This is a genomic window from Mycetohabitans sp. B3, from assembly GCF_021498065.1.
In the GTDB taxonomy this organism is placed as follows: Bacteria; Pseudomonadota; Gammaproteobacteria; order Burkholderiales; family Burkholderiaceae; genus Mycetohabitans.
This window is the reverse complement of record NZ_JAHLKN010000024.1, coordinates 60,992-87,839: the sequence shown is the minus strand read 5'-3', so window position 1 is coordinate 87,839 and position 26,848 is coordinate 60,992. Positions and strand designations below refer to the sequence as shown.

Below are 26,848 nucleotides of genomic sequence, written 5' to 3'. Positions count from 1 at the left end.
CGAGTGGAATGCGACGCAGCGGGACTACCCGTCGTACTTATGCATCCACCAGTTATTCGAAGCGCAGGTCGAGCGCACGCCCGAGGCAGTGGCACTGGTGTATGAAGATCAAACGTTTAGCTATGCGCAGCTGAATGCCCGGGCCAATCGCCTCGCGCACCAGCTGATCGGGTGGGGCGTCAAGCCGGACACGCGCGTGGCGATCTGCATGCAGCGTAGTGCCGCGCTGGTCGTGGGGCTGTTGGCGATTTTGAAAGCCGGCGGCGCGTATGTGCCGCTCGATCCGAGCTACCCAGGCGAGCGCTTGGCGCATATTCTGGCGGATGCGGCACCCAGCATTGTGCTGGCTGATGCGGCCGGGCGCGCTGCATTGGGCGAGGCGGTGCTCGCGTCCTGCACGGTGCTCGATCCGGCCACCCTGCCGGCATTGCCGGACACGAATCCGTCGGTAGCCGAGCTCACCGCCCAGCATCTGGCGTATGTGATTTATACGTCGGGCTCGACCGGTATACCTAAGGGGGTAATGGTGCCGCATCGTGCGATTGCGCGGCTGGTCATCAACAATGGCTATGTTGACATCCGCACCGATGATCATGTGGCGTTCGCAGCGAACCCGGCCTTCGACGCGAGCACGTTTGAAGTGTGGGCACCGCTGTTAAATGGCGCCACTGTCGTCCTATTCGATAGGGACGCGGTGCTGAATCCCCAACGTCTAGAGGAGACACTGACACGATACAGGGTGACCACACTTTTTCTGACAACGGTGTTATTCAATCAGCTGGTTCCTTTGATGGCCCCGGCTTTGGCGCGATTGAAATATTTGCTCTGTGGTGGAGAACAAGAGAACCCTGAGCGCTTCGCGCAGCTGCTAAAGCATGACGGGCCGAAGCATTTGATCCACTGCTACGGGCCGACCGAGAATACGACTTTTTCAACGACTTATGAGGTCACTGAGCTTGGCGATCGATCTGAACGTTTACCGATTGGCCGGCCGATTGCGAACACGCGCGTTTATCTGCTCGATGCGCACGGCCAGCCGGCGCCACTGGGTGCAGTCGGTGAGTTGTATATTGGTGGCGCCGGGGTGGCACGCGGCTATCTGAATCGCCCGGAGCTAACCGCTGAGCGCTTTGTGCCGGATCCATTCTCAGATGAAGCGGATGCGCGGCTGTATAAGACTGGTGACCTGGCGTGTTATTTACCGGACGGCAATCTGGAGTTTGTGGGGCGCAACGATGAGCAAGTGAAGATTCGCGGCTTTCGCATTGAGCCGGGCGAGATTGCAGCGTGCTTAACGGCGCATCCGCAGGTGCGCGACGCGGTGGTGCTGGCAATCGGTGAAGGCTCGGATAAACGTCTGGTCGCGTATGTGGTGGCTGATCCGGATGAGGGTTTAGCCAGTACCTTGCGCGCACAGGTGGCGGCGAGGCTGCCTGAGTATATGGTGCCCAGTGCGTTTGTGCGGCTCGATGCGTTTCCGCTGACACCGAACGGCAAGCTGGATCGGCGTGCACTGCCTGAGCCGGACGCTGACGCGCTGGTGTATCAAGCATATGAAGCGCCGCAAGGCGAGCTCGAGACGACGCTCGCGGCGATCTGGGCCGAGCTATTGGGTGTCGAACGTGTGGGTCGGTACGACAGCTTCTTTGCGCTCGGGGGTCACTCGCTGCTGGCGGTGCGGTTGATTGAGCGCCTGCGGCGTCGGGGAGTCGGGTTATCCGTGCGCGCGCTGTTCGACACGCCGGTGCTTAGCGCGCTGGCGCAGACGTTGGGTCAGCGCCGTGACGTGGTGGTGCCTGCGAACGCGATCACGCCCGACACCACGGCGATTACGCCGTCGATGCTGCCGCTCATTGAGCTAACGCAAGCGGACATTGATAAGATTGTCGAGCAGGTGCCCGGTGGTGTGGCCAATATCCAGGACATTTATGCACTGTCGCCACTGCAAGACGGGCTGCTGTTTCACCATCTGTTGGCCACCGAGGGTGATCCGTATTTGTTGATCGTGCAGCTGGCGTTTGACACGCGCGAGCGGCTTGACCAGTATCTGCACGCGCTGCAGCAGGTAATCGATCGGCACGATATTTTGCGCACCGCGTTTGTCTGGGAAGGGCTGTCCATGCCCGCGCAAGTGGTATGGCGCCACGCACGGCTGCCGGTCACCGAGCCGACGTTGGACGCCGCGGACGGGCCGATCGCCGAGCAATTGGCGCGGCGCTTTGATCCGCGTCACACACGCTTGGATCTGACGCAAGCGCCGCTGCTGCACGGTGCGATCGCCCAGGATAGTGAAGGTCGCTGGTTGCTCACGCAGCGGCTGCACCATTTGATTGGCGATCATTCAACGCTGAAAGTGATGCACGCGGAGGTGCAGGCGTTCATCGAGGGGCGAGGCGACACATTGCCGCCGGCGCAGCCGTTCCGCCAGCTGGTCGCGCAGGCGCGCCTGGGTGTCAGTCAGGCTGAGCATGAGCGTTTCTTTACTGAGCAGCTCGCGGACATCGACGAGCCGACGTTTCCGTTTGGCCTGACGGACGTGCATCGAGACGGCGCACAGGTTGCCGAAACGCACCGGATGTTGCCGCAAGCGCTAAACGACCGACTACGGAAGCAGGCTAAGCGGCTGGGCGTGAGTCTGGCGAGCCTGTGCCATCTGGCGTGGGCGCAGGTGCTCGCGCGCGCCAGTGGCCAACCACGCGTGGTGTTTGGCACCGTGCTGTTTGGGCGGATGCAAGCGGGAGACGGTGCCGACAGTGCGATGGGCTTGTTTATCAATACACTGCCGCTGCGGGTGGACTTGGCCGATAGTGTGGAAGCGGCGGTGCGCGCCACGCATGCGCGGCTCGCTGCGTTGCTTGAGCATGAGCATGCGTCGCTGGCACTGGCACAGCACTGCAGTGGTGTGCCAGCCGGCACGCCACTGTTTAGCGCGCTGCTAAATTATCGGCACAACGCGCCGGGTTCAAGCGAGCGTGGCATTCTCCCCGGTGTGGAGCTGCTGTACACCGAAGAGCGTGACAATTATCCGATCGGGCTGTCGGTGGAGGACGATGGGCAGTCGTTGGGCCTGACGGCACAAATCGTTGAGCCACAGGAACCTGCCCGACTGTGTGCGTATATGCAGCAGGCGCTGCAAAGCTTAGCCGACGCGCTCAAGGCGACACCTGACACCGCAGTGCAGCAGTTGCAGGTGCTGCCCAAGGCGGAGCGCGAGCTGCTGCTTGATACATGGAATGCGACGCAGCAGGACTATCCGGCACACTGGTGCGTGCATCAGCTATTCGAAGCGCAGGTCGAGCGCACCCCCGAAGCGTCGGCGTTGGTGTTTGAAGATCAGACGTTTAGCTATGCGCAACTGAACGCCCGGGCCAATTGCCTCGCGCATCGGCTCATTGAATTGGGCGTCAAGCCGGATGCTCGAGTGGCGCTCTGTGTTGAGCGCTCGCCGGCGATGGTCGTGGGGCTGTTGGCGATTTTAAAGGCCGGCGGTGCGTATGTGCCGCTCGATCCGAGCTATCCGAGTGAGCGCTTGGCGCATATTCTGGCCGATGCGGCCCCGAGCATTGTGCTCGCCGATGCAGCCGGGCGCGCTGCGTTGGACGAGGCGGCGCTGGCCGAGTGCACGGTGCTCGATCCGGCCACCCTGCCAGCGTTGCCGGACACGAATCCGTCGGTGGTGGACCTGACGGCCCGGCATCTGGCGTATGTGATCTATACGTCCGGCTCGACCGGTACACCCAAGGGCGTAATGGTGGAGCATTGAAGTGTCGTGAACCTTGTTCAAGCTGTGATCGGTTATTTCGATATTGGCCCCTTCAGCCGGATCTTGCAGTTTGCTTCGCTCGGTTTTGATGTCAATGTTTCCGAGACATTCATCGCATTAAATCGTGGGGCAAGCTTATATTTACCGCCCGATACAGCGCGCCATGATCGCACTGAACTGTGGCGTTATTTGGAAAAGCACGCGATCACATACGCGGACATTCCCCCCGCACTGCTGCAGGCAGGCGACGATTTACCTCATTTAAACACCCCTCTGACGCTAATTTTAGGCGGTGAAGCTCCCAGTACGACGCTACTTCGAAATTTGGTCCGTCAAGGCGCGGTGGTTTTCAATGCATACGGCCCAACCGAAACGACTATCTGCTCCACTGTTTGGCGTGGCTCACAAGATTTCAATGGCGAAGTGGTTCCGATTGGCCGGCCATTAGACAACACGCGAATTTATCTACTGGATGCACACGGTCAGCCGGTACCACTGGGTGCAGTCGGTGAGTTATATATTGGTGGCGTAGGGATAGCACGCGGTTATCTAAACCGCCCGGAGTTGACCGCCGAGCGCTTCGTCACAGACCCGTTTTGCGACGTTGAAAACGCCCGCATGTACAAAACTGGCGATGTAGCGCGTTATTTACCGGACGGCAATCTGGAGTTTGTGGGGCGCAACGATGAGCAAGTGAAGATCCGCGGCTTTCGCATTGAGCCGGGCGAGATTGCAGCGTGCTTAACGGCACACCCGCAGGTGCGTGATGCGGTGGTGCTGGCAACCGGTGAGGGCGCGGATAAGCGGCTCGTTGCCTATGTGCAAGCCGAAGCGGACAAGCAACTCGCGAGCACACTGCGCGCGCAGGTGGCGGCGAGCCTGCCCGAGTATATGGTGCCCAATGCTTTTGTGCGGCTCGATGCGTTTCCGCTGACACCGAACGGCAAGCTGGATCGCCGAGCGTTGCCTGCACCGGATGATGCGGCGCTCGCGCATCAAGCGTATGAAGCGCCACAAGGCGAACTCGAGACGACACTCGCGGCGATCTGGGCCGAACTATTGGGTGTCGAACGCGTGGGGCGGCGCGACAGTTTCTTTGCGCTCGGGGGCCACTCGCTACTCGCGGTGCGGTTGATGAACCGGGTCAGAGCGCTGGGCGCTGACGTGCCGCTGGCGACGTTGTTCGCGACGCCCACGTTGGCCGCGTTTGCCGCGGCGCTCGAAGCCCACTTGCAGCAAGGCACCGATGCGCTGCCCGAGATCATGCCGGTGTCGCGTGAAGGCGGTTTGCCGCTGTCGTTCGCGCAGCAGCGGCTGTGGTTCCTCGCGCAGCTCGATGGGGTTAGTGACACATATCATATTCCGCTGGCGCTGCATGTGCGCGGGCCGCTTGATCGGGCCGCATGGCAACAGGCATTAGATGCGCTGTTTGCCCGTCATGAAGCGCTGCGCTCGACGTTTGTGAGCGTTGACTGTCAGCCGCAGGTGCGGCTGCTGCCGGCAGACACGGGCGTGCCGCTGCGCTGGCATGACCTGCGCGGCGTACCAAACGCGCCGGCGAAACTGGCCCGCTTGCGTCACGAAGCCGCGTACGCGCCGTTCGATCTGGCGCGCGGCCCGTTGATTCACGCGTGCGGCATTCAATTGGCCGACGACGAACATGTGGTGCTGCTCACCCAGCACCATATTGTGTCGGATGGCTGGTCGGTCGGGGTGCTCACGCGCGAGTTAAACGCGCTGTACGCGGCGAGCGTCGGGGCGCAAGCCGATCCGTTGCCGCCGCTGGCGGTTCAGTATCCGGACTATGCAGCGTGGCAACGGCAGTGGCTCACGGGCGAGCGGCTGCAGGCGCAAAGCGACTATTGGCGCGCGACGCTGGCCGACGCACCTGTGCTGCTGACACTCCCGACCGACCGGCCGCGCCCGGCACAACAGTTGTTTGCCGGTGCGCAGGTGCCAGTGCACATTGATGCGGCCACGACGCAAGCGCTCAAGCGCTTAAGCGCGGAGCATGGCACGACGCTATTTATGACGGTGCTTGCCGCATGGAGTGCGGTACTCGCGCGCCTGTCGGGTCAATGTGATGTGGTCATCGGCACGCCCAGCGCTAATCGTAACCATCGCCAGATCGAGCCGTTGATTGGTTTTTTTGTCAATACGCTGGCGTTGCGTGTGAATTTGGAGGGCGAGCCGACGACGGCACAACTGCTCGAGCGCGTGCGGCGCACGACGCTGGACGCGCAAGCACACCAGGATTTGCCATTCGAGCAAGTAGTCGAGATCGTGCAGCCGCCGCGTCGGCTCGATCATACGCCGTTGTTCCAGGTGATGTTGGCGTGGCAGAACAATGAGCCAGGCGAGTGGCGCCTACCTGGGCTCACGGCCATGCCGGCTGAGCTGGAGTATGACGCAGTGAGGTTTGATCTCGAACTGAACTTATCTGAGGCAGGCGAGGAGATCATCGGCAGCTTAGGGTATGCGACGGCGTTGTTCGACCGATCCACGATTGAGCGGCACGTTGGGTATCTGCAGACGATGCTGCAGGCGATGGCCACCCATACGCGGCAACCGGTGTCAACGTTTGAGTTGCTGTCACCGGATGAGCGTCAGTTGCTGCTGCAGACATGGAATGCGACGCAGCAGGCGTATCCGTTGCACTGGTGCGTGCACCAGCTCTTCGAAGCGCAGGTCGAGCGCACGCCCGAGGCGACGGCGCTGGTGTTTGAGGACCAAACGTTGAGCTATGCGCAGCTGAATGCACAAGCCAATCGCCTCGCGCATCAGTTGATCGAGCTGGGTGTCAAGCCCGATGCGCGGGTAGCGATCTGCGTTGAGCGTAGTGCCGCGCTGGTCGTGGGGCTGCTGGCGATCTTGAAAGCCGGGGGGGCGTATGTGCCGCTGGACCCGAGCTATCCGAGTGAGCGCTTGGCGCACATCCTCGCCGATGCAGCACCGGCGATTGTGCTCGCCGATGCGGCCGGGTGCGCTGTGTTGGGCGACGCGGCGCTCGCCGAGTGTACGGTGCTCGATCCGACCATCCTGCCGGCGTTGCCGGATACGAATCCGTCGGTGGCGGGCCTAACGGCCAGGCATCTGGCGTATGTGATCTATACGTCCGGCTCCACCGGTACCCCGAAGGGCGTGATGGTCGAGCATCGGAGCGTGATGAACCTTGCTCTAGCGCAGATCGTCTGTTTTGGAGTGCAGCCAACCAGCCGCATTGTGCAGTTTGCCTCGTTCAGCTTTGATGCGAGTGCATTTGAAATCTTGATGGCCTTTGGCAGCGGTGCAGCATTGTATCTGTCACCCGAGATAGCTCGGCAGGATCGGCAGGCTCTGTGGGACTATTTGGCAAGCCATGCGATTACGCACGCAACTTTACCGCCTGCCCTGCTTCAACATGGCGCAGGTTTGCCCAGCCTCGGTCCGTCCTTGACGCTGATTCTGGCAGGCGAAGCGCCCAGTGCAACGTTGGTTCAAGACTTGGCCGAGCAGGGCACGGTCTTGAATGCCTACGGCCCCACGGAGACGACTGTTTGTGCCACAGCATGGCGTGGTACACGTGAGTTCAGCGGCGCGGTCTCGATTGGCCGGCCGATTGCGAACACGCGCGTTTATCTGTTGGACGCGCACGGGCAGCCGGTGCCACTGGGTGCGGTCGGCGAGCTGTATATTGGTGGCGCCGGGGTGGCACGTGGCTATCTAAACCGCCCGGCGCTGACCGCCGAGCGCTTTGTGCCGGATCCGTTCTCAGAGGACGCCGATGCGCGGCTGTATAAGACCGGAGATTTGGCGCGGTATTTACCGGACGGCAACCTAGAATTCTTGGGACGCAACGATGAGCAAGTGAAGATTCGCGGCTTTCGGATTGAACCGGGAGAGATCGAAGCGTGCTTAACGGCGCATCCGCAGGTGCGTGATGCGGTAGTGTTGGCGTTGGGCGAAGGTCAGGATAAACGGCTGGTCGCGTATGTGGTGGCCGATCCCGATGACGCGCTAGCGAGCACGCTGCGCGCGCAGGTGGCGGCAGCATTGCCCGAATATATGGTGCCCAGTGCATTTGTGCGGCTCGACGCGTTTCCGCTGACGCCCAACGGCAAGCTGGATCGGCGTGCACTGCCTGAGCCGGACGCTGACGCGCTCGCGCATCAAGCGTATGAAGCGCCACAAGGCGAATTGGAGACCACGCTCGCGGCGATTTGGACGGAGCTACTCGGGGTAGAGCGTGTGGGTCGGCACGACAGCTTCTTTGTGCTCGGGGGCCACTCGCTGCTGGCGGTGCAACTCATTGAGCGCCTGCGGCGTCGGGGAGTCGGGTTATCCGTGCGCGCGCTATTCGACACGCCGACTCTCAGCGCATTGGCGCAGACGTTGGGCCAGCACCGTGACGTGGCGGTGCCTGCGAACGCAATTACGCCCGACACCACTGCGATTACGCCGTCGATGCTGCCGCTCATTGAGCTGACGCAAGCGGACATTGACCAGATTGTCGAGCAGGTGCCCGGTGGCGTAGCCAATATCCAAGACATTTATGCGCTGTCGCCACTGCAAGACGGGCTGCTGTTTCACCATCTACTCGCGCGCGACGGCGATCCGTATCTGCTGATCGAGCAGCTGGCCTTTGACACGCGCGAGCGGCTTGACCAGTATCTGCACGCGCTGCAGCAGGTGATCGATCGGCACGATATTTTGCGCACCGCGTTCGTGTGGGAAGGCGTGTCCACGCCCGCGCAGGTGGTATGGCGCCACGCGCAGTTGCCGGTCACCGAGCTGACGTTGGACGCCGCTGATGGGCCGATCGAAGAACAATTGGCGCGGCGCTTTGATCCGCGTCACACGCGCTTGGACCTGACGCAAGCGCCGCTGCTGCACTGTGCAATCGCGCAAGATACCGAGGGTCGCTGGCTGCTCACGCAGCGGCTGCACCATTTGATTAGCGATCACTCGACGCTGGAAGTGATGCACGCGGAGGTGTACGCGTTCATCGAAGGTCGAGGCGACACGCTGCCGCCGGCGTGGCCGTTCCGCCATCTAGTCGCGCAAGCCAGGCTAGGCGTGAGTGAAGCCGAGTATACGCGCTTTTTTACCGAGCTGCTCGCTGACGTGGAGCCGACCCTGCCGTTTGGGCTCGCGCAGGTACAGGGCGACGGCAGTGAAGTGAGCGAGTCACACTGGATGCTGCCGTCGGCTTTGAACGATCGGCTGCGTGCGCATGCGCGGCGCCTAGGCGTGAGTTTAGCGAGTCTGTGCCATCTGGCGTGGGCACAGGTGCTCGCCCGCGCGAGCGGCCAACAACGCGTGGTATTTGGCACCGTGCTGTTCGGGCGCATGCAAGCGGGCGACGGCGCAGATCGGGCGCTGGGGTTATTCTTGAATGTCCTACCGCTGCGCGTGGACCTGGATGGTAGCGTGGAGTCGAGTGTATATGCCACGCACGCTCAACTGGCGGCATTGCTCGAACATGAACATACGCCACTGGTGCGCGCGCTGCGTTGTAGTGGCGTGCCCGCCGGCTCGCCACTCTTTAGTGCGTTGTTAAATTACCGTCACAATACTCTCTCGACAGATAGCAGCGAAATATTGGCTGGCGTCCAATTTTTGAGGGCACAAGAGCGAAGCAACTATCCACTGATATTGTCGGTGGAAGATTACGGTACCGCGCTCGGACTGACCGTGCAGATCGTACAACCTGGCAATCCTGATCGAGTTTGCGGTTACATGCAGCAGGTACTCGAGAGCTTGGCCGAGGCACTGGATTGCATGCCCAATCAGCCCGCTCAGCAGTTAAAGTGGCTGCCTAACACCGAGCGCGAACAATTGCTTCGGACATGGAACGCGACACAGCAAGCGTACCCAGCTCACCAGTGCGTTCACCAACTGTTTGAAGTACAGGTAAAGCGTACGCCAGAGGCGACGGCGCTGGTCTATGAAGGCCAGATGCTAAGTTATGCGCAGCTTAATGCACGGGCTAACCGCCTGGCGCACCAACTCATTGAGTTGGGTGTGAGGCCCGATGCGAGGGTGGCGATCTGTGTGGCACGGAGTCCCGCAATGGTGGTGGGGCTGCTGGCGGTCCTGAAAGCGGGCGGCGCGTATGTGCCACTAGATCCAGCCTATCCGAGCGAGCGGCTCGCGCATATCCTATACGATGTGGCACCAGAAATCGTGCTAGCTGACGCGGCGGGCCGGGCCGCTCTAGGTGACGCAGCACTCGCGTCCCACACGGTGCTTGACCCGAACTCATTGGCGGAACAGGCGGACACGAATCCTTTGGTGCCGGAGCTGACGTCCCGTCATCTTGCGTATGTGATCTACACGTCCGGCTCCACCGGCGCTCCGAAGGGCGTAATGGTTGAACATCGCGGCGTGATGAACCTTGTGCACGCGCAGATTGCCCGCTTCGATGTGCGCGCGACCAGCCGCGTATTGCAGTTTGCCTCACTCAGTTTCGATGCGAGTATCTCCGAGATTCTGATGGCGTCTGGCAGCGGTGCGACATTGTATTTGCCGCCCAATACAGCCCGTTGGGATCAGCGCGAGCTTTGGACTTATTTGGCAAGCCACGCGATCACGCACGTGACGTTGCCACCCGCGATGCTTCAACAGGGCAAGGCACTGCCTATCTTAAGTACGCCCTTGACGCTGATTCTCGCGGGTGAAGCTCCTGATGCGGCATTAGTACAGCATTTAAGCCAATACTACACCGTCTTCAATGCGTATGGCCCGACAGAAGCAACCGTTTGCGCCACCGTATGGCGTGGTGCACGTGACTTCAGCGGTGAAGCCTCGATTGGCCGGCCGATTGCGAACACGCGCGTTTATCTGCTCGATGCGCAGAGCCAGCCGGTGCCACTAGGTGCGGTTGGCGAGCTGTATCTTGGTGGTGCGGGGGTCGCGCGCGGTTATTTGAACCGCCCAGAGCTGACGGCCGAGCGCTTTGTGCCGGATCCGTTCTCCGATGACGCGGGTGCACGGCTGTATAAGACTGGGGATTTAGCGCGTTATTTACCGGACGGCAATCTGGAGTTTGTGGGGCGCAACGATGAGCAAGTGAAGATTCGCGGCTTTCGGATTGAACCGAGGGAGATCGAAGCGTGCTTAACGGCGCACCCGCAGGTGCGTGATGCGGTGGTGGTAGCAACCGGTGAGGGCTCGGCTAAGCGGCTGGTGGCGTATGTGCAGGCCGAAGCGGACGAGCCACTGGCGAGCACGCTGCGTGCGCATGTGGCCGCAACATTGCCCGAGTATATGGTGCCCAGCGCATTTGTGCGGCTGGACGCGTTTCCGCTGACGCCCAACGGCAAGCTGGATCGGCGGGCGCTGCCCGCACCGGATGACGACGCGCTGGCGCACCAAGCGTATGAAGCGCCGCAAGGCGAGCTCGAGACGACGCTCGCGGCGATCTGGGCCGAGCTATTGGGCGTCGAACGTGTGGGCCGGCACGACAGCTTCTTTGCACTCGGAGGCCACTCGCTGCTGGCCATGCGCCTGATCAATCGCGTACGCACAGCGTTAGGAGTTGATCTTGCCATTCGCACGCTGTTTGAGGCATCCACCCTCGCAGGCTTAGCACGCCATTTAGTTAAGCATGACGGGATGCAAGGAGACTCGTTTTCCGTTCTACTTCCTCTTAAGCCCACAGGCAGCCGTCCTGCTCTTTTCTGCATTCATCCCGGATTTGGTTTGAGCTGGAGCTATATGGGTCTGTCCAGTTACCTTCCCCCGGATCAGCCCCTTTATGGCTTGCAGGCTCGCGGGTTCGATGGAACAAGCCCGCTTGCATCGACCCTTGACGAGATGGTGTCAGACTATCTTGAACAAATGCGCCGTGTTCAACCCAAAGGGCCTTACTGCTTATTAGGATGGAGCTTCGGCGGCAATGTGGCGCATAGCATGGCTGTTCGACTTGAACACCAAGGCGAAGAAGTAGCGTTGCTGGCGTTACTGGATAGTACCCCTTTTGCGGGAAAAGCTTTCGAAGAGCAAGGAAATCAATTTGACCAGGCGATGGTGAGAGAGGTGTTTGCCGCCCACTATGGCAACGAATTAGTTTCGGCGATGGATAAGCATTTATTGGAAAACACCGAGAAAATTGGAAAGAATAATGGGCGTATCGTAAGAGATTATTCTCCATCGCGGTACGGTGGGGATGCGCTATTGTTTCGAGCCACGGTAGCAGAGGCGGGAGGTGAAACGCTCGTCACGCCTGATGCGTGGAAACCGTATGTTCTCGGGGATATAGAGGTTCATGACGTTTACTGTCGCCACGGAGAAATGCTTAAGCCAGAGTCAACGGCCATTATTGGTTCCATCCTAGAGCGTGTTATGCACTTTCAGCAAGTCTCAGAGTGGAATCGAGATGGAGAAACGTAGAGCCTATCCTAACGACGTGACGGACGAAGAATGGCGCTTCGCTGCTCCGTATTTAACGTTGATGGGGCCAGATGCACCGCAAAGACGGTATGAATTGCGCGAGTTGTTCAACGCGCTGCGTTGGCTAGCTCGTGCGGGCGCTGCGTGGCGTATGCTGCCGACGAACTTTCCGCCATGGGAAGCGGTGTATCAGCAAACTCAACGCTGGCTGCGAACGGGCGGCTTCGAAGCGATAGTTCAGGATTTGCGTTCGGTGCTGCGTGTTGCGCAGGGTCGCCAAGGTCAGCCCAGTGCGGTGGTCCTGGACGGGCGTATGTTGCAGTCGAGCTGCGAGCGTGGCCCACGCGCAGGCTACGATGGTTACAAGCGCAAACGGGCAAGCAACGTGCATATGGCCGTCGATACGCTCGGGCATTGGCTGGCGATTCATGTCACGCCGGTCAATGAGCAAGCGCGCGCGCAGGTTCCGCTGTTGGCACAAGCGGGGCAACTTGTGAGCGGGCAGAGCGTGAAGCTTACCTTTGCCGACCAAGGTTATATAGGAGAAGAGCCTGCGCAAGCCGCGCAGGATGAAGGCATCGAATTGAGGCAAAGAAGGGCTTTATCTTGCTACCGCGCCGATGGGTCGTCGAGCGCAGTTTCGAATGGCTCAATCGCTTTCGAAGGCTCGCTCGCGACGACGAGCGTTTGCCTGAAACGCTCGTCGGCCTGCATTTCGTCGTCTTTGCCATACTCATGCTCGTTCATGCCGCACCTATCCTGCAAAGTGCATAACACGCTCTAAAGAAGGGCGGCAGCGTTACACTCGCTGGCTTCGACGCGTTTGCAGTGGGCAAGCACACCGCTCGCACGGGACGCAATCCCCGCACCGGTGCCGTTATCAACATCAAGGCGACCAAAATGCCCAAATTTCGGCCAGGGAAAGCGCTGAAAGATGCAATTGACCGTGATTTTTTCTTCCTCGCAAGAGTCTAGCGGACATGGGCTCCAATTCTGCTTCGCTAGTCCGCGAGCTTTCTGCGCCGCCGCATGCGTGCTTGGACTCATTAAAGGCCCTATGGCAGGTTGAGAGATAAGAAACTTGATCGACACAACACATCATTCATTGCTCGCTGCCAGAAAGCTTCCTGACGTTGTCGAAGTTGCTTATCTGTGCCGCACTTCTGGAGCGAGCAAGGCAACGAGGGCCAGTGACAACGGTGGACGCCAGCGACCGAAGGTCTGGCTCACCTGCTCAAGTGGCAGTATCAGTCGGGCCGACGGGGTTCAAGCTGGCAACGCACAATCAAGGAGCAACGGCGGGCATTGGACGCCGCGCTAAACGATACTCCTAGCCTTAAGCTTTGTCCAATCACAACTGGATTACTCGGACGTGGGCTGATGCGGTTTCCAAGGCCGTTGAGGAGACCGGCTTGGATGTGTTCCCTGACGCCTGCCCGTGGTCGATGGATCAGGTGCTGTCCGTGTCGTTCTATCCTGATCAACTGTAATAGATAAGTGCGCGCTTGGTGCAACTGCGTCAACGTACGCTCATGCGGCGGACACGGCACATCCGCTGCTGTTCAGGGGAAGGTGTTTCCGCCGGCTTCCAGCGGTCCATTACAGGCCTGACGTGGCCCCTGCACCTGCCGCCCGAACCACGCCACGCGCCCGATGACAGCGAACTTCCACTGATCATTCGCGTTCTCTATCGGCACCTCATACGGCGGGTAGTCCGCGTTCGCGCAGATGACCCGACGATAAGGGCCGTGCAAGCGTTGCAGCTGCTTCACAAGTACCTGGCGTCCGCCCGAATAACGTAATGCCGTCCTGCGGCGACGTAAGCGCAAGATGGATGAGAGCGTCGTGCAGAACAGGATACAAGGAATCGCCGTATCCGTAGCCCCCCTTAAACGCTGCAAAACGCTGGTAAAGCGCTGAAAGATGCGTTAAACTAGCGTACTTTGTTGGACGCGACGTCGAACGGGTGCTTAGCTCAGTTGGTAGAGCGGCGCCCTTACAAGGCGTAGGTCGGGGGTTCGAACCCCTCAGCACCCACCATTCCGTTTCGCAAAGCCGTCCAACTCAGTCCGAGGAAGTCTGCTGTCGTCCTGAAACCCGCATGGCTATGGTTCTGCGGGTTTTTGTTTTCGTATCTGTTGCTGCTAGTGTTGTATCTGCCGGCACGGTAGCGGAATCTGGTGCAATGCGTGACGGCTCACGTGGTTCCTCTCAAGCTTCACACTGTCACTGTCATCGAGCATTGCCCCGCGTGGGTTGTGCCGTACTGCCGCGCCCGTTTCAACGGACGGAGTCAGACGCTTTGCCGCCCACGCGATTTGCCCGCTCGCCGCGGTAAGGTAATATCGAGCGTTTATTGATTGTCGGCCTTGCCGGCTGCGTAACGTACTCAACCGATCTCATGCTCGACTTCTTTCGTAACCACAAGCGCCTGATGATGTTCCTGCTGGTGATCCTCATTGTGCCAGGGCTCGGCTTCGTCGGCGTTCAGGGCTTTCGTAACTTCTTTGACGACAGCGCGGACGTCGCGAGCGTCGCCGGCCGCAAGATTACCCGGGCCGAATACGAGGGCGCCATGCGCGAGCAGCTCGATCGCGCGCGCCAGGTACTGGGCGCAAGCTTTGATGCCAAGGCAATCGATACACCGGAAATACGCCGTGCGATCCTCGACAGTCTGGTGCAGCAGCGCGTGCTGGCCAAAGCGACCGAAGATCTGCATCTGAGCGCGTCTGACCAAGCAGTGCTGCGCGCGGAGCAGAGCATCCCGGCGATTGCCTCGTTGCGCAAGCCCGACGGCACATATGACGTAGACCAGTACAAGCAATTGCTGGCAATGCAGGGCATGACGCCGGAATCGTTCGATGAGCGTGTACGCTACCAATTGGCGAGCCGCCAGTTGCCGGACGGCATCCAAGCAAGCGCGTTCGCGCCCAAGGCCCTCGCGCAGCAGCTGGCGAGCCTGTCGGAACAGAGCCGTGAGGTGCAAGGCCTGGCACTGCATGCGACCGACTATGCAGGCAAGGTGCAACCGAGCGACGTCCAGCTCAAGCAATACTACGATGCGCACCACGATGCGTTCGCGACGCCAGAGCGCGCGACCGTTGAGTATCTGACGCTGTCGGCCGATGCGCTTGCGCAGCGCGCGCAGCCGAGCGAGGCGGACCTGAAGAAGTACTACGATGACAACGCGACAAAGTTTAAGACGCCCGGCGAAGTGCGCGCCAGCCACATCCTGATCGCAGTCGCCGCCAGTGCAAGCAAGGCGGAGCGCGACAAGGCGCGGCAGAAGGCTGAGTCGATTTTCGCTCAGGTTACCGCGCATCCGGAGCAGTTTGCCAAGCTGGCGCAACAGAATTCGGACGACCCCGGTTCCAAGGACAAGGGCGGCGACCTCGGCTTTTTTGGGCCGGGCATGATGGTCAAACCGTTCTCCGACGCCGCCTTCAAGCTGAAAAAGGATCAGGTCAGCGGCATCGTGCAAAGCGATTTTGGCTATCACATCATCAAGGTGACGGACATTAAGCCGGAACAGATCAAGCCGTTTGGCGAAGTCAAGGCGACGATTGCGGCCGAGTTGAAGACCGAACAGGCCACCAAGGCCTATGCGGAACAAGCCGATGCGTTCACGAACATCGTCTACGAGCAAGCTAACAGCCTGAAGCCGGCTGCGGACAAATTCAAGCTGACGATCCAGACCGCGACATTAACGCGGGAAGGTAATCCTGCATTGCCACCGACTAGCCCGCTAAACAATCCAAAGCTGCTCGCCGCCGTGTTCGCTGACGACTCCGTCAAGGCCAAGCACAACACACCGGCGATCGATGTCGGCAACAATACGCTCGTATCGGCGCGCGTGGTGGACTACCAGCCAGCCTCCGTTCAACCGTACGACGCGGTCGCTGCGCAGGTGCGGCAAAAGGTGGTCGCGCAGCTGTCGGCAGACAAGGCTCGCGAGCAAGGTGAAGCGAAACTGGCCGACGTTCGGAAATCGGCATCCACGGCCGGATTCTCGGCAGTCACCAAAGTGACGCGGGCCGATACCCAAGGAGTACCGCCGCAAGCGGTTGCCGCGATATTTAAAGTCGATCCGCAAAAGCTGCCCGCTTACGTCGGCGTTGATCTGGGTGATGCCGGCTACGCGATTTACCGCGTGAACACGGTGAATATGCCGTCCAGCATCGACCCGCAACGCTTAAGCGGCGCGCAGCTGCAAATCGGCCAAGTGCTCGGCGACGCCGAATGGACCAGCTATGTCGATGCGCTGCGCGCCCGCTCGCGGGTGAAGCTGTACGGCACGCCGGTCGCGGCGAATCAGTGACGCCGCGCAGCAGCGACCGCTGCACCAGCGGCTGCTGCTGCATGGCGCGCCGCTACAGGCAGCCGTTCACGTCAGCCGTTGCGCCCGGATAACCGATGCCGCGGATGCCGACCCACGACCCCTTGCCGGACGGGTCGGGTTGGATGACCACCGCGGCGCCTCCAGGACGTTCCCCCGGCAGCAGCACGTCGAACGCCTGATCGTCCGCGAGCCTGTTCTGTAGCGTAACGGGCTGCTGCGACTGATCGGCCCATTTCTGCGACACGCATTGCGCGACTTGTTGAGGCGAGCGGGCACTCTTGCCAACCGGTTGCACGCCCGCCGGCGGTTGAGCCGCACAAGCGGCAACGGCGACCGACACGGCGAGAATCGGCAAGTGTTTCATGTTTACTCCTTATAAAAGCGCTCAGCGTCGGACCATTCGAGGACGGTGGCATCGGATTGAACGGCTGAGCAGTCATCCCGTCCGATCGATGAGCCATGCTTCCCAGCCGGCATGAAGTCACCGCCCCGCGGTGCTATTGCAATCCGCATGCCCGCACTGGCTGACAGTCAGCTTGATGAGGACGCGTGTACCGCACTGCGCAGAGGGCATGCCGGATTTGTGTTCCAGTCGTTCCAGTTGATGCCGCACCTGAGCGCGTCGGAGAACATGATGTTGCCGCTGGAGTTGACCGGCGCCGCGCAACCTCGTGATGTGGCGCGGCGCGCGCATTCGCTATTCGAGCATGTTGGCCTTGCGGCGCGGGTCCACCATTATCCGAAGCACCTGTCGGGCGGGGAGCAGCAGCGCGTCGCGCTGGCGCGCGTTCGTGATCGAACCGGACATCCTGTTCGCCGATGAGCCTACCGGCAGCCTCGACGCGGCCAACGGGCGTGCGGTAATCGACCTGCTGTTCGAGCTGAATCGCGCAAGCGGCGCAACGCTGGTGCTCGTGACACACGATACGGAGCTTGCGCAGCGCTGTGACGCAATCTTGGCACTCGAAGCAGGGTGGCTCGTCTAGATTTGCACAAAGGGTTGCGCGACTTCTTTGAGAAAGGCAGCAAAGCCGGCATCCAGCCGCACCACGCTGCACGGCTCGCCCGTCAGCTACGCCAGCTCGACGATGCAGCCGGACCTGACGACATGAACGTGCCGGGCTGAAAGTTGCATCCGCTGCATGGTGACCTTGAAGGACATTTTTCGGTATGGGTCAATGGCAACTGGCGGATGACGTTTCGCTTCGAAGGTGCCAATGCCGTGCTGGTTGATTACCAGGACTATCATTAGGAGTTGTTTTCATGAGCCGTATGTTCAATCCGCCACACCCCGGCGACACGCTGCGCGAGGACGTGCTGCCGGCGCTTGGCCTGACGGTCACACAGGCTGCGCAGCAGCTCGGCGTCACGCGTTCCGCGCTCTCGCGTGTGCTCAACAAGCACGCTGCGATCTCGCCCGAAATGGCGCTGCGTATCGAGGCATGGCTCGGCGTCGAGCGCGGCGGCCGCGCCGATGTGTGGCTGGCCGGACAGGCCGCCTATGACCTCTGGCAGGCGCGTCATAACAGTGGCAAGCTGCACGTCAAGCATGCCCCGGCCGAACCTACTCGTTGACGGAGAGTGAAACGATAGGGTAGGGGATGTTTTTGGAGGGTATCCAGGTTGGGAAGAGCGTCGTTTCCAGCGTGTTGATGCGCGTTGAAATCGGCGTCGAACACGCGTCCGCGCCTTCACTCAGCCCTATCGGTTGCCGACAGGCCATTTCGGCGTAACGGCGGCACACGAGGCTTGACATCGTTGATCACGGTCGCGATGGCTTGACGCTTCCCGCCTGCGCCGGACAATCCAATGGACGGCACGTGACGATTTGCCAGTTTCGCGAACGGGCTGCTGGCTATGCCGGTGGCAGCGGGTGCAACCAGTTTCGCTGACCGTGGCTGGGCCGGTTCCGTGGCAACGTTAGCCGCCATTTCAGTGCTCCAAAGTAACTTGCCTGAAATACGCCAGTGGTCTATCAGCCCGCTCCTTTTAAGTCCATTGCGTTGATGGTATGCAACGCCCGCCTGCATCGCGGGGACCAGCCGACGCGATTGGTCCCTAAACGAAGCTGTGGGGTGTGTTAATGATAGTCGGATCGCCCAGCAGCGACGCTGATTAATAAGACTTTGGGTCGAAAAGCCTGGATGCCGCACCAGCGCACCGGCATACGATGACGCTTTTTCAGGATCGGAGCTTCGCACGTGCGCGGGCAATCAACGCGCTGGTGGACGAGTCGTGCTTGCGCGGATCGACCGACGACGCGGAGACCAGGTCCGCCTCGACGACCTTGCCGAGCATCTTGCCCAGTTCAACGCCCCATTGGTCGAACGGGTTAATGTTCCACACGGTGGCCTGCACGAGTGTCTTGTGCTCGTACAGCGCGATCAGGGCCCCGAGCGATTGCGGATTCAACTCGTCGAGCAAGATTGTGTTTGTCGGCCGATTGCCCGGGAAAACGATGTGCGGCACGAGTGCTGTCTGATCAGGCCCGGCGATGCGTTCCGCTTCCGACTGCGTGCGCCCCAGCATCAGCGCTTCGCCTTGCGCAAAACAATTCGCCAGCAGTTTTTCGTGATGACCGGGCAGGGGATGCTCGGGCGTGAGCGATACAATGAAGTCGATGGGCACGATCGTTGGCCCTTGGTGCAACATTTGGAAGAACGCGTGCTGGCCGTTCGTGCCAGGTTCGCCCCAGGTCACCGCCGAAGTCGGGTAATCGACGAAATGCCCATCCAGCGTCACGGACTTGCCGTTGCTCTCCATCTCCAATTGCTGCAGGTACGCCGGCAGGAAGTGCAGCGCCTCCGAATAGGGCGCGACAACGTAGCTTTGTGAGCCGAAGAAATTGCGGTACCAGACGCCGAGCAGCCCGAGCAACACCGGCAGGTTGCGCTCCAATGGCGCGTGGCGAAAATGCTCATCCATTAGATGAGCGCCCGCGAGCAATCGATCGAAGTGTTCGGGGCCGATCGCGATCATCACTGACAATCCGACTGCCGACCACAGCGAATAACGTCCGCCGACCCAGTCCCACATCTCGAACACGTTGTCGGGTGCAATGCCAAAACGCACCACTTCCTGCGGGTTCGCCGACACGCCGATAAAATGCCGAGCCAACTGGTCCGGTGCACAGCCGCTACGCAGGAACCAGTCGCGCAGTGAGCGCGCGTTGGTCATCGTCTCCAACGTTGTGAATGTCTTCGATACGACAATCGCCAATGTCTGTTCGGGATCGATCTGTTCCAGCACGCGCTGCAGGTCAACACCGTCGACATTGGACACGTAATGTGTGCGGATTTTCGGTGTTGCGAGGTGATGCAATGCGTGCGCAACCATCTTCGGACCCAGATCCGAGCCTCCGATGCCGATATTGACGACGTGTCGAATCGGCTTGCCGGTGTGGCCCACCCATTGGCCGTTGCGCACCCGCTCAGCAAAAGCCGCCATTTTCGTGCGCTCTGCCTTGATCTGCGCGGCGTACGGCGCATTCGCGTCCGAGGTCCGCAAAGCCGTGTGCAATGCGGCGCGGCGCTCGGTCGGGTTCACGATCTCGCCGACGAACATCGCGTCGCGTCGCGCCTGCACACCCGTTTCGCGAGCGAGCTGGACGAGGAACGCGATCGTCTCGTCGGTCACGCGGTTCTTCGAGAAATCCAGCGTCAGCCCGCCGCCGCTGACGGTAAAGCGCTCCGCCCGCGTGGGCGCCGGATCGTTCGCGGGGGCGAACCAGTCGCGCATATGAGCATCGCGAATCGATTCATAGTGGGCGGCAAGGGCGGACCAGGCGGGAAGCGAATTCAGGCTCATAGACGTTGCTTGTCTCTGTGACGAAAGGAAAGCCGCCGCCGGTGCGCATGGTGGCGCGTGCCGGCGCGGGCGCTTGTGGATCTGACGCGTTGGCACCAAGTATAACGATGCACGACGACATCTTGGAGTCGTCCGTTCGGCCGCGTTCAATGTGTGTAGAAGCGGGTATTGAGCAGCCGTCGTACCCGCGGTGCAAGCTCGCTAGCGGTGCACCCGGCCGGCCCATCGCCGTCCGCGCACAATGATTCGGCCGCTGCGCCGTGCAAGTAAACCGCCGTGAGTGCGGCTTCGTACGGCGGCATGCGTTGCGCGGCAAATGCGCTGATCATCCCGCACAGCACGTCACCGGTGCCCCCGGTCGCCAGCGCAGCATTGCCGGTCGGGTTGATCGCCAGCGGCCGACGGCCCGGACCCCACGCGTCGGCAATTACAGTGCCGTTTCCCTTCAGGACCACCACCGCGTTCAGCCGCTCGGCCAAGCGCCGAGCCGCGCCGAACCGGTCACGCTGCACGCTCGCTGCCTCCACATTGAGCAGTCGCGCTGCCTCCAGCGGATGCGGTGTGATGATCGCCGCCGCCTGCCGCTGTGCGAGCCGGGCCGCCAGGCTAGCGTCGTGGGCGAGCAGATTCAGTGCGTCGGCGTCCACGACGATCGGCACGTTCAATGACAGGACGTCGGCGAGCACGCGCGCCGCGCGTTCGTCCCGCCCCATCCCTGGCCCGACGGCCAGTGCGCTCGCCGCATCCAAAGCCAGCGTGTGGATGGGGCTGAGCATCAGTTCCGGATGGACGGGATCATAGGACGGTACGCCATCACCCAGCAAGCCGACATGGATCTTGCCGGCACCACAATACAGGGCAGCCCGCGCGGCCAGGATGGGGGCGCCGCACATGCCTGTTGCGCCGCCGATCACGGCCAGCGTGCCGAACGTGCCCTTGTGCGACGCCAACGCGCGCTCGGGCAGCCGCGACGCGAACAGCGCCGGTGCGTTGAGCATCGATACGCCTGACGGCGGCATGCCTGCTGGCATCGTGAGCGCGGCGGTCAACTCCAGTGGTGCAATACGCACGCGTCCCGCCAGATCTGGCCCGTGTGCGGTATACAACCCTGGTTTGGCGCCAATGAACGTTAAGGTGTCGGTGGCGCGCACCGCAGTGCCGCCATGGGCCACGTTGCCGGTATCGCTGTCCAACCCGCTCGGCACATCGAGCGCTAGCACACGCACACGTTGGCGCGCATGCTCGGACAGCAACGCGGCGATGCGCGCGAAATCGCCCTCTAACGGCCGGCCCAGGCCGATGCCGAACAACCCGTCGAGCGCCCAATCAAACCCCTGCAGCGTATCCGGAATCGTCGTACTGATCGGCACACCAGCTTCGCGCGCGCGTTGCAACGCCCAGCGCGCGTCGTCCGGGACCACCTCGCACGGCATGCATACCTGCACGCGCACGCCGGCGCGATGCAACTCGCACGCGGTGACCAATGCATCGCCGCCGTTGTTGCCGGGCCCCACTGCAATCCACGCGGCGCGCACCGGCACTTCGTCGTAGAGCAGCACGGACGCGGCTGCATGGCCAGCACGCGCCATCAACGTGTGGGTGGGCAGAGAACGGGTAGCCTGCGCCTCGATTAGGCGCAGCGAAGCCACGTCGTACAGCGGTACCGCGCGCTCGCGCGCATCGATTAACGATGCAGCGCGCACGCTGTGCCCGGCGGCGGGCAGAACAGGATCAGTCATGCGAGGCCTTCAATGAGCGACGAAGGGGGCAGGCGCCGACGCGCGGGCGCACGAGCCGGCCGTCGATGGTGCTAGCCGGCGAGTCGCCCAGGCGAGGGCGCCGCCAGCGACGCAACCGGCAAAGCCGGCGATTCCCCCGACACCAGGTCTGCTATCACTGTAACAGAGCGAGGCGACAGGGCTGTGCGCGCAATCGACGAACACTCGCGGGTGGGCCGTCGCGCCGACCAGCAGCAGTCCGTCGGGCGACAGCAGCACCATATCGCTCCAGTTCAGCGCCGCGCAAATGCGCGCGGCGCTTGGGATCCACCGATGCGCGGCCCTGTTCGAGCAGTGAGATCGCCTATTCCGTGAAGGCCGCGGGTGGCATTGCGTCTGCGTGGCGCCCGCTGCGCAGCAGCAGCGCACCGGCGATCCGCACGCGCTCGCCGAGTCGCATGATCGTGATCTGGCGCGTTACGTCGATGACCGAGACTGGGGCGCGCATTCCGGGTATGCAATCGGCGCAGTCAGCGCGTGGATCCGTGCGCTGGCGGGGCCGGCGCACCGCGCGAAGGCGCGCAATCATAGCATTGGCGCTGCCGGCCGCGAGCGCTGTCGCGGTCGGCGGGCGCAGCGCGGTATAATTGCGGTTTCCCCCAGCGCGTGGCGCCATGCCGCCCGGCATACCGCGCAGCGTGCTTTGGTCGACAAGACGATCAGCAACCTTCGATGCAACGCCCCATGGCTCACTTCTCGTGCTTCCCCGGCGCTTCGGCACTGTCCGATTTCCGTCAGAACCGCCTCTTGCAAACACTGCAGGCCATCGAACCGGCCGTGGTCGGCGTGCGTGCGCGCTACGTTCATTTCGTTTATGCGTCTGCTGGGCTCGGCGATGCCGACACGGCGCGGCTCGCCGCGTTGCTCGAGTACGGCGAGCCGGCGCCGGCTGATGATGGCGGCGAAACCTTCTTGGTGATTCCGCGGCTTGGCACGATTTCGCCATGGGCGTCGAAGGCCACCGATATCGCCCGGCACTGCGGGCTGGACAACGTGCACCGCATCGAGCGCGGCATTGAGTACGCGGTGACGCTCAAGAGCGGCCTGTCCGGGCTGCTCGGCACGAAAAAGACGTTGAGCGGCGCGGCGCGGGCCCAGGTCGCAGCGGTGCTGCATGATCGGATGACCGAAAGCGTGGTGGCCACCCGTGACGAGGCGTGCCAGCTGTTCGACACGCTGCCCGGCAAGCCGCTGCAGTCGGTGGACGTGATCGGTCAGGGACGGGCCGCGCTGGCGGCGGCCAATGCCGAACTCGGACTCGCGCTTGCCAACGACGAGATTGACTATCTAGTCGACGCGTTCACGAAGCTCGCGCGCAACCCAACGGACGTGGAACTGATGATGTTCGCGCAGGCCAACAGCGAGCATTGCCGGCACAAGATCTTCAACGCGCAGTGGACGATCGACGGCCAATCGCAGGACATGTCGCTATTCCAGATGATCAAGAATACGCACCGGCTCAGCGGCCAACGCACGATCGTCGCGTATTCGGACAACGCTGCGGTGATGGAGGGTGGCCTCGCACAGCGCTGGTTCGCCAGCGGCGACACGCAGCGCTATGCGCCAATGGAGGCGCTGACGCACACGCTGATGAAAGTCGAGACGCATAACCACCCGACGGCGATTTCGCCGTTCCCGGGGGCGGCGACGGGCGCCGGCGGCGAGATTCGCGACGAGGGTGCGACCGGACGCGGCGCGCGGCCCAAGGCCGGGCTGACCGGCTTCTCGGTGTCCAATCTGGAGTTGCCGGACGCCATCGAGACATGGGAAAACGCGCGCGACGCCGCGCAGCCGCTCGCCGAGCGTTGTCCCGATGACGCCGCCGGCCGCTATGGCCGGCCCGAGCGCATTGCGTCGCCGCTGCAGATCATGATCGATGGGCCGATCGGCGGCGCCGCGTTCAACAATGAGTTCGGCCGACCCAATCTGGGCGGTTATTTCCGCGTCTACGAGCAGAACATCGGCGGGCGCGTACGCGGCTATCACAAGCCGATCATGATCGCTGGCGGCATCGGCAATATCTCGCACGCGCATACGCACAAGCACGACGTACCGGCCGGCGCGCTGCTGGTGCAGATCGGCGGTCCCGGCATGCGCATCGGCATGGGCGGTGGCGCAGCCAGTTCAATGGCCACCGGGGCCAACACCGCCGAACTCGATTTCGATTCGGTGCAGCGAGGCAACCCGGAGATCCAGCGCCGCGCGCAGGAAGTCATTAACGCGTGCTGGCAACGCGGGGACGACAATCCGATCCTGTCGATTCACGACGTCGGCGCGGGCGGCTTGTCCAATGCGTTTCCGGAAATCGTCGACGGTGCCGGCAAGGGAGCTCGCTTCGAATTGCGACGCGTGCCGCTCGAGGAGAGCGGGTTGTCGCCGCGCGAGATCTGGTCGAACGAGGCGCAGGAGCGGTACGTGCTCGCGATTGCGGCCGATGGTCTGCCCGCGTTCGAGGCGATCTGCCGGCGTGAACGCTGCCCGATGGCGGTGGTCGGTGTTGCGACTGACGAACGTCAGTTGCAATTGATCGACGATGCTGTGGCCGATGCCGCCGACCCGGCGCGCATGCCGGTTGACATGCCAATGGACGTGCTGCTCGGCAAGGCGCCGCGGATGCATCGCGACGTCACGCGCGTGCATCGCACGTTTGCGCCGGTGGAGGTCACCGGCTTGAGCCTGTCGGACGTGGCCGCGCAGGTACTGAGGCATCCGACTGTCGCCAGCAAGTCCTTTCTGATCACGATTGGCGACCGCACGGTTGGCGGCCTGTCCGTGCGCGACCAGATGGTCGGCCCTTGGCAGGTGCCGGTGGCCGACTGTGCGATTACCGCGATGGACTATGCCGGGTTCCGTGGCGAAGCGATGACCATGGCAGAGCGCACGCCGCTCGCGGTGATCGATGCACCGGCCTCGGGACGTATGGCTGTCGGCGAAGCGATCACGAACATTGCTGCCGCGCCAATTGCGTCGCTGGATCGTCTAAAACTGTCGGCGAACTGGATGGCCGCATGCGGCAGTGCCGGCGAGGACGCCGCGTTGTTCGACACCGTCAAGGCGATTGGCATGGAGTTGTGCCCGGCGCTGGGCATCGACATTCCGGTCGGCAAGGACTCGTTGTCAATGCGCACGCAGTGGCGCGAGGACGGCGTCGACAAGGAGGTCGTCGCGCCGGTGTCGCTGATCGTTTCCGCATTCGCGCCCGTGGAGGACGTACGCAGCCATCTGACGCCGCAGTTGCGCAACGTGGCCGATGTCGGCGACTCGGTGCTAATCCTGATTGATCTGGGTCGCGGGCGCAACCGTCTCGGCGGCAGCATCCTCGCACAGGTCACGCAGCAGGTCGGCGACAGTGTGCCGGACGTGGACGATGCACCGGACTTGAAGCGCTTCTTCGACGCGATTCAGTTGCTCAACCGCGACGGCCGGCTGCTCGCGTATCACGACCGCTCCGATGGCGGCCTATTTGCGACGGTGGCGGAGATGGCTTTTGCTGGTCATGTCGGCGTGTCATTGAACGTGGATATGCTCACGCTCGAGCAGGGACACGAGTTCGACTATGGTGATGCAAAGGACTGGGCGCGCCAGACAGCCGGACGCCGCGACGACCTGACGCTGCGCGCGTTGTTCTGCGAAGAGCTAGGCGCGGTGCTGCAGGTGCGCGCCGTCGAGCGCGATGGCGTGCTGGCGACGCTGCGCGAATTCGGTCTATCGGGCGCGAGCCACGTGATTGGCAAGTTGAACGAGCGCGACGTGATTGAGATCTATCGCGACGCGAAGAAGATCTACGAGGCGCCCCGTACCGAACTGCACCGAATCTGGAGCGAAGTCAGTTGGCGCATTTCGCGGCTGCGCGACAATCCCGCGTGCGCGGACGCCGAGTATGAGGCGTTGAGCGATGCGTCGGATCCGGGCATCGTGCCGCACCTGACGTTCGACCCGCAAGAGGACGTCGCGGCGCCGTTCATCTCGAGTGGCAAGCGGCCACGCGTGGCCATCTTGCGCGAACAAGGGGTGAACTCGCATCTGGAAACTGCTTACGCGTTCCACCGCGCCGGCTTCGACGCGCACGACGTGCATATGAGCGATCTGATCGAGGGGCGCGCCGATCTGGCGCAATTTGCCGGTGCGGTAGCGTGCGGCGGGTTCTCATACGGCGACGTACTGGGCGCCGGCGAGGGCTGGGCGAAGACGATTCGCTTCAATGCACGCTTGTCGGACATGTTTGCCGCGTTCTTTGCGCGTCCCGATACGTTTGCGCTCGGCATCTGCAATGGCTGCCAGATGATGAGCAGCCTCGCGTCGATGATTCCTGGCGCGCAAGCATGGCCGCGTTTCGTGCGCAACCGCTCCGAGAAGTTCGAGGCACGCTTTTCGTTTGTGCAAATCGAAAAATCGCCTTCGATTTTCTTCGCCGGGCTCGAGGGCTCCCGCCTGCCTGTCGCTGTGGCGCACGGCGAAGGCTATGCGGACTTTTCGCAACAAGGAGATCTGTCGAGCGTACAGGTCGCGATGCGCTATATTGACCATCACGGCGTGATAACCGAGCGTTACCCGTTCAACCCGAACGGCTCGCCGCAAGGCATTACGTCGGTGACTACGCCGGACGGTCGTTTTACCGTCCTCATGCCGCACACCGAGCGCGTACACCGAACCGTGCAAATGAGCTGGCATCCGCAAGAGTGGGGCGAGGCAAGCCCGTGGCTGCGGCTGTACCGTAATGCGCGGCGCTGGATCGGTTGATTGGACGCGCATCGTGCCGGCCACCTTTATCGCGGCGTTGGATAAGCC

The 26,848-nt window shown here is 62.0% G+C and carries 8 protein-coding genes, 1 tRNA gene and 6 pseudogenes; 11 read left to right on the top strand and 4 right to left on the bottom strand.

Annotated elements, in window-relative coordinates; genetic code table 11:
• From KQH55_RS06875 to KQH55_RS06850, 7 genes and pseudogenes are all read left to right on the top strand, one after another.
• Positions 1–12,136: pseudogene (locus tag KQH55_RS06875) on the top strand (amino acid adenylation domain-containing protein); the annotation flags it as partial.
• Positions 12,123–12,910 (top strand): annotated as a pseudogene (locus KQH55_RS06870) (IS5 family transposase). The pseudogenes KQH55_RS06875 and KQH55_RS06870, both read left to right, overlap by 14 nt.
• A 6-nt stretch (positions 12,911–12,916) precedes the next feature.
• A pseudogene (locus KQH55_RS06865) lies at positions 12,917–13,111 on the top strand (HU family DNA-binding protein); the annotation flags it as partial.
• 246 nt (positions 13,112–13,357) lie between these two features.
• A pseudogene (locus KQH55_RS16520) lies at positions 13,358–13,420 on the top strand (DUF29 domain-containing protein); the annotation flags it as partial.
• Between the two features lie 59 nt (positions 13,421–13,479).
• The gene (locus tag KQH55_RS16670; RefSeq protein ID WP_306666074.1) at positions 13,480–13,626 is read left to right on the top strand and encodes a DUF29 family protein; all 147 of its coding nucleotides are present in this window, start codon (positions 13,480–13,482) and stop codon (positions 13,624–13,626) included.
• Positions 13,627–14,100: 474 nt separating this feature from the next.
• A tRNA-Val gene (locus KQH55_RS06855) sits at positions 14,101–14,176 on the top strand.
• Positions 14,177–14,537: 361 nt separating this feature from the next.
• The gene (locus tag KQH55_RS06850) at positions 14,538–16,454 is read left to right on the top strand and encodes a SurA N-terminal domain-containing protein (protein WP_235090465.1); all 1,917 of its coding nucleotides are present in this window, start codon (positions 14,538–14,540) and stop codon (positions 16,452–16,454) included.
• A gap of 52 nt (positions 16,455–16,506) precedes the next feature.
• Here KQH55_RS06850 and KQH55_RS06845 read toward each other — a convergent pair whose 3' ends face one another.
• Entirely contained in the window at positions 16,507–16,839 is a 333-nt protein-coding gene (locus KQH55_RS06845) for a hypothetical protein (protein ID WP_076787034.1), read from the bottom strand.
• A gap of 165 nt (positions 16,840–17,004) precedes the next feature.
• Between KQH55_RS06845 and KQH55_RS06840 the strand changes: the two are divergent.
• The 3 genes and pseudogenes from KQH55_RS06840 to KQH55_RS06830 form a co-directional block, all read left to right on the top strand.
• A pseudogene (locus KQH55_RS06840) lies at positions 17,005–17,461 on the top strand (ABC transporter ATP-binding protein); the annotation flags it as partial.
• A pseudogene (locus KQH55_RS06835) lies at positions 17,449–17,727 on the top strand (type II toxin-antitoxin system RelE/ParE family toxin). The pseudogenes KQH55_RS06840 and KQH55_RS06835, both read left to right, overlap by 13 nt.
• A gap of 11 nt (positions 17,728–17,738) precedes the next feature.
• Complete coding sequence (locus KQH55_RS06830; RefSeq protein WP_076795310.1) at positions 17,739–18,050, top strand: HigA family addiction module antitoxin; 312 nt, start codon at positions 17,739–17,741, stop codon at positions 18,048–18,050.
• Between the two features lie 606 nt (positions 18,051–18,656).
• Here KQH55_RS06830 and pgi read toward each other — a convergent pair.
• From pgi to KQH55_RS06815, 3 genes are all read right to left on the bottom strand, one after another.
• Complete coding sequence (gene pgi / locus KQH55_RS06825) at positions 18,657–20,282, bottom strand: glucose-6-phosphate isomerase (RefSeq protein WP_076795307.1); 1,626 nt, start codon at positions 20,280–20,282, stop codon at positions 18,657–18,659.
• 146 nt (positions 20,283–20,428) lie between these two features.
• Positions 20,429–22,021 carry an NAD(P)H-hydrate dehydratase gene (locus KQH55_RS06820; RefSeq protein ID WP_076795305.1) on the bottom strand — a complete coding sequence of 531 codons (1,593 nt, stop codon included), beginning with the start codon at positions 22,019–22,021 and terminating at the stop codon, positions 20,429–20,431.
• Positions 22,022–22,364: 343 nt separating this feature from the next.
• Positions 22,365–22,508, bottom strand: coding sequence for a hypothetical protein (locus KQH55_RS06815; RefSeq protein WP_170872404.1), 144 nt, complete (start codon positions 22,506–22,508; stop codon positions 22,365–22,367).
• A gap of 236 nt (positions 22,509–22,744) precedes the next feature.
• On the opposite strand from KQH55_RS06815, the gene purL reads away from it, so the two are divergent.
• Positions 22,745–26,800 carry a phosphoribosylformylglycinamidine synthase gene (gene purL, locus KQH55_RS06810; RefSeq protein WP_076795297.1) on the top strand — a complete coding sequence of 1,352 codons (4,056 nt, stop codon included), beginning with the start codon at positions 22,745–22,747 and terminating at the stop codon, positions 26,798–26,800.
• Positions 26,801–26,848 lie beyond the last annotated feature (48 nt).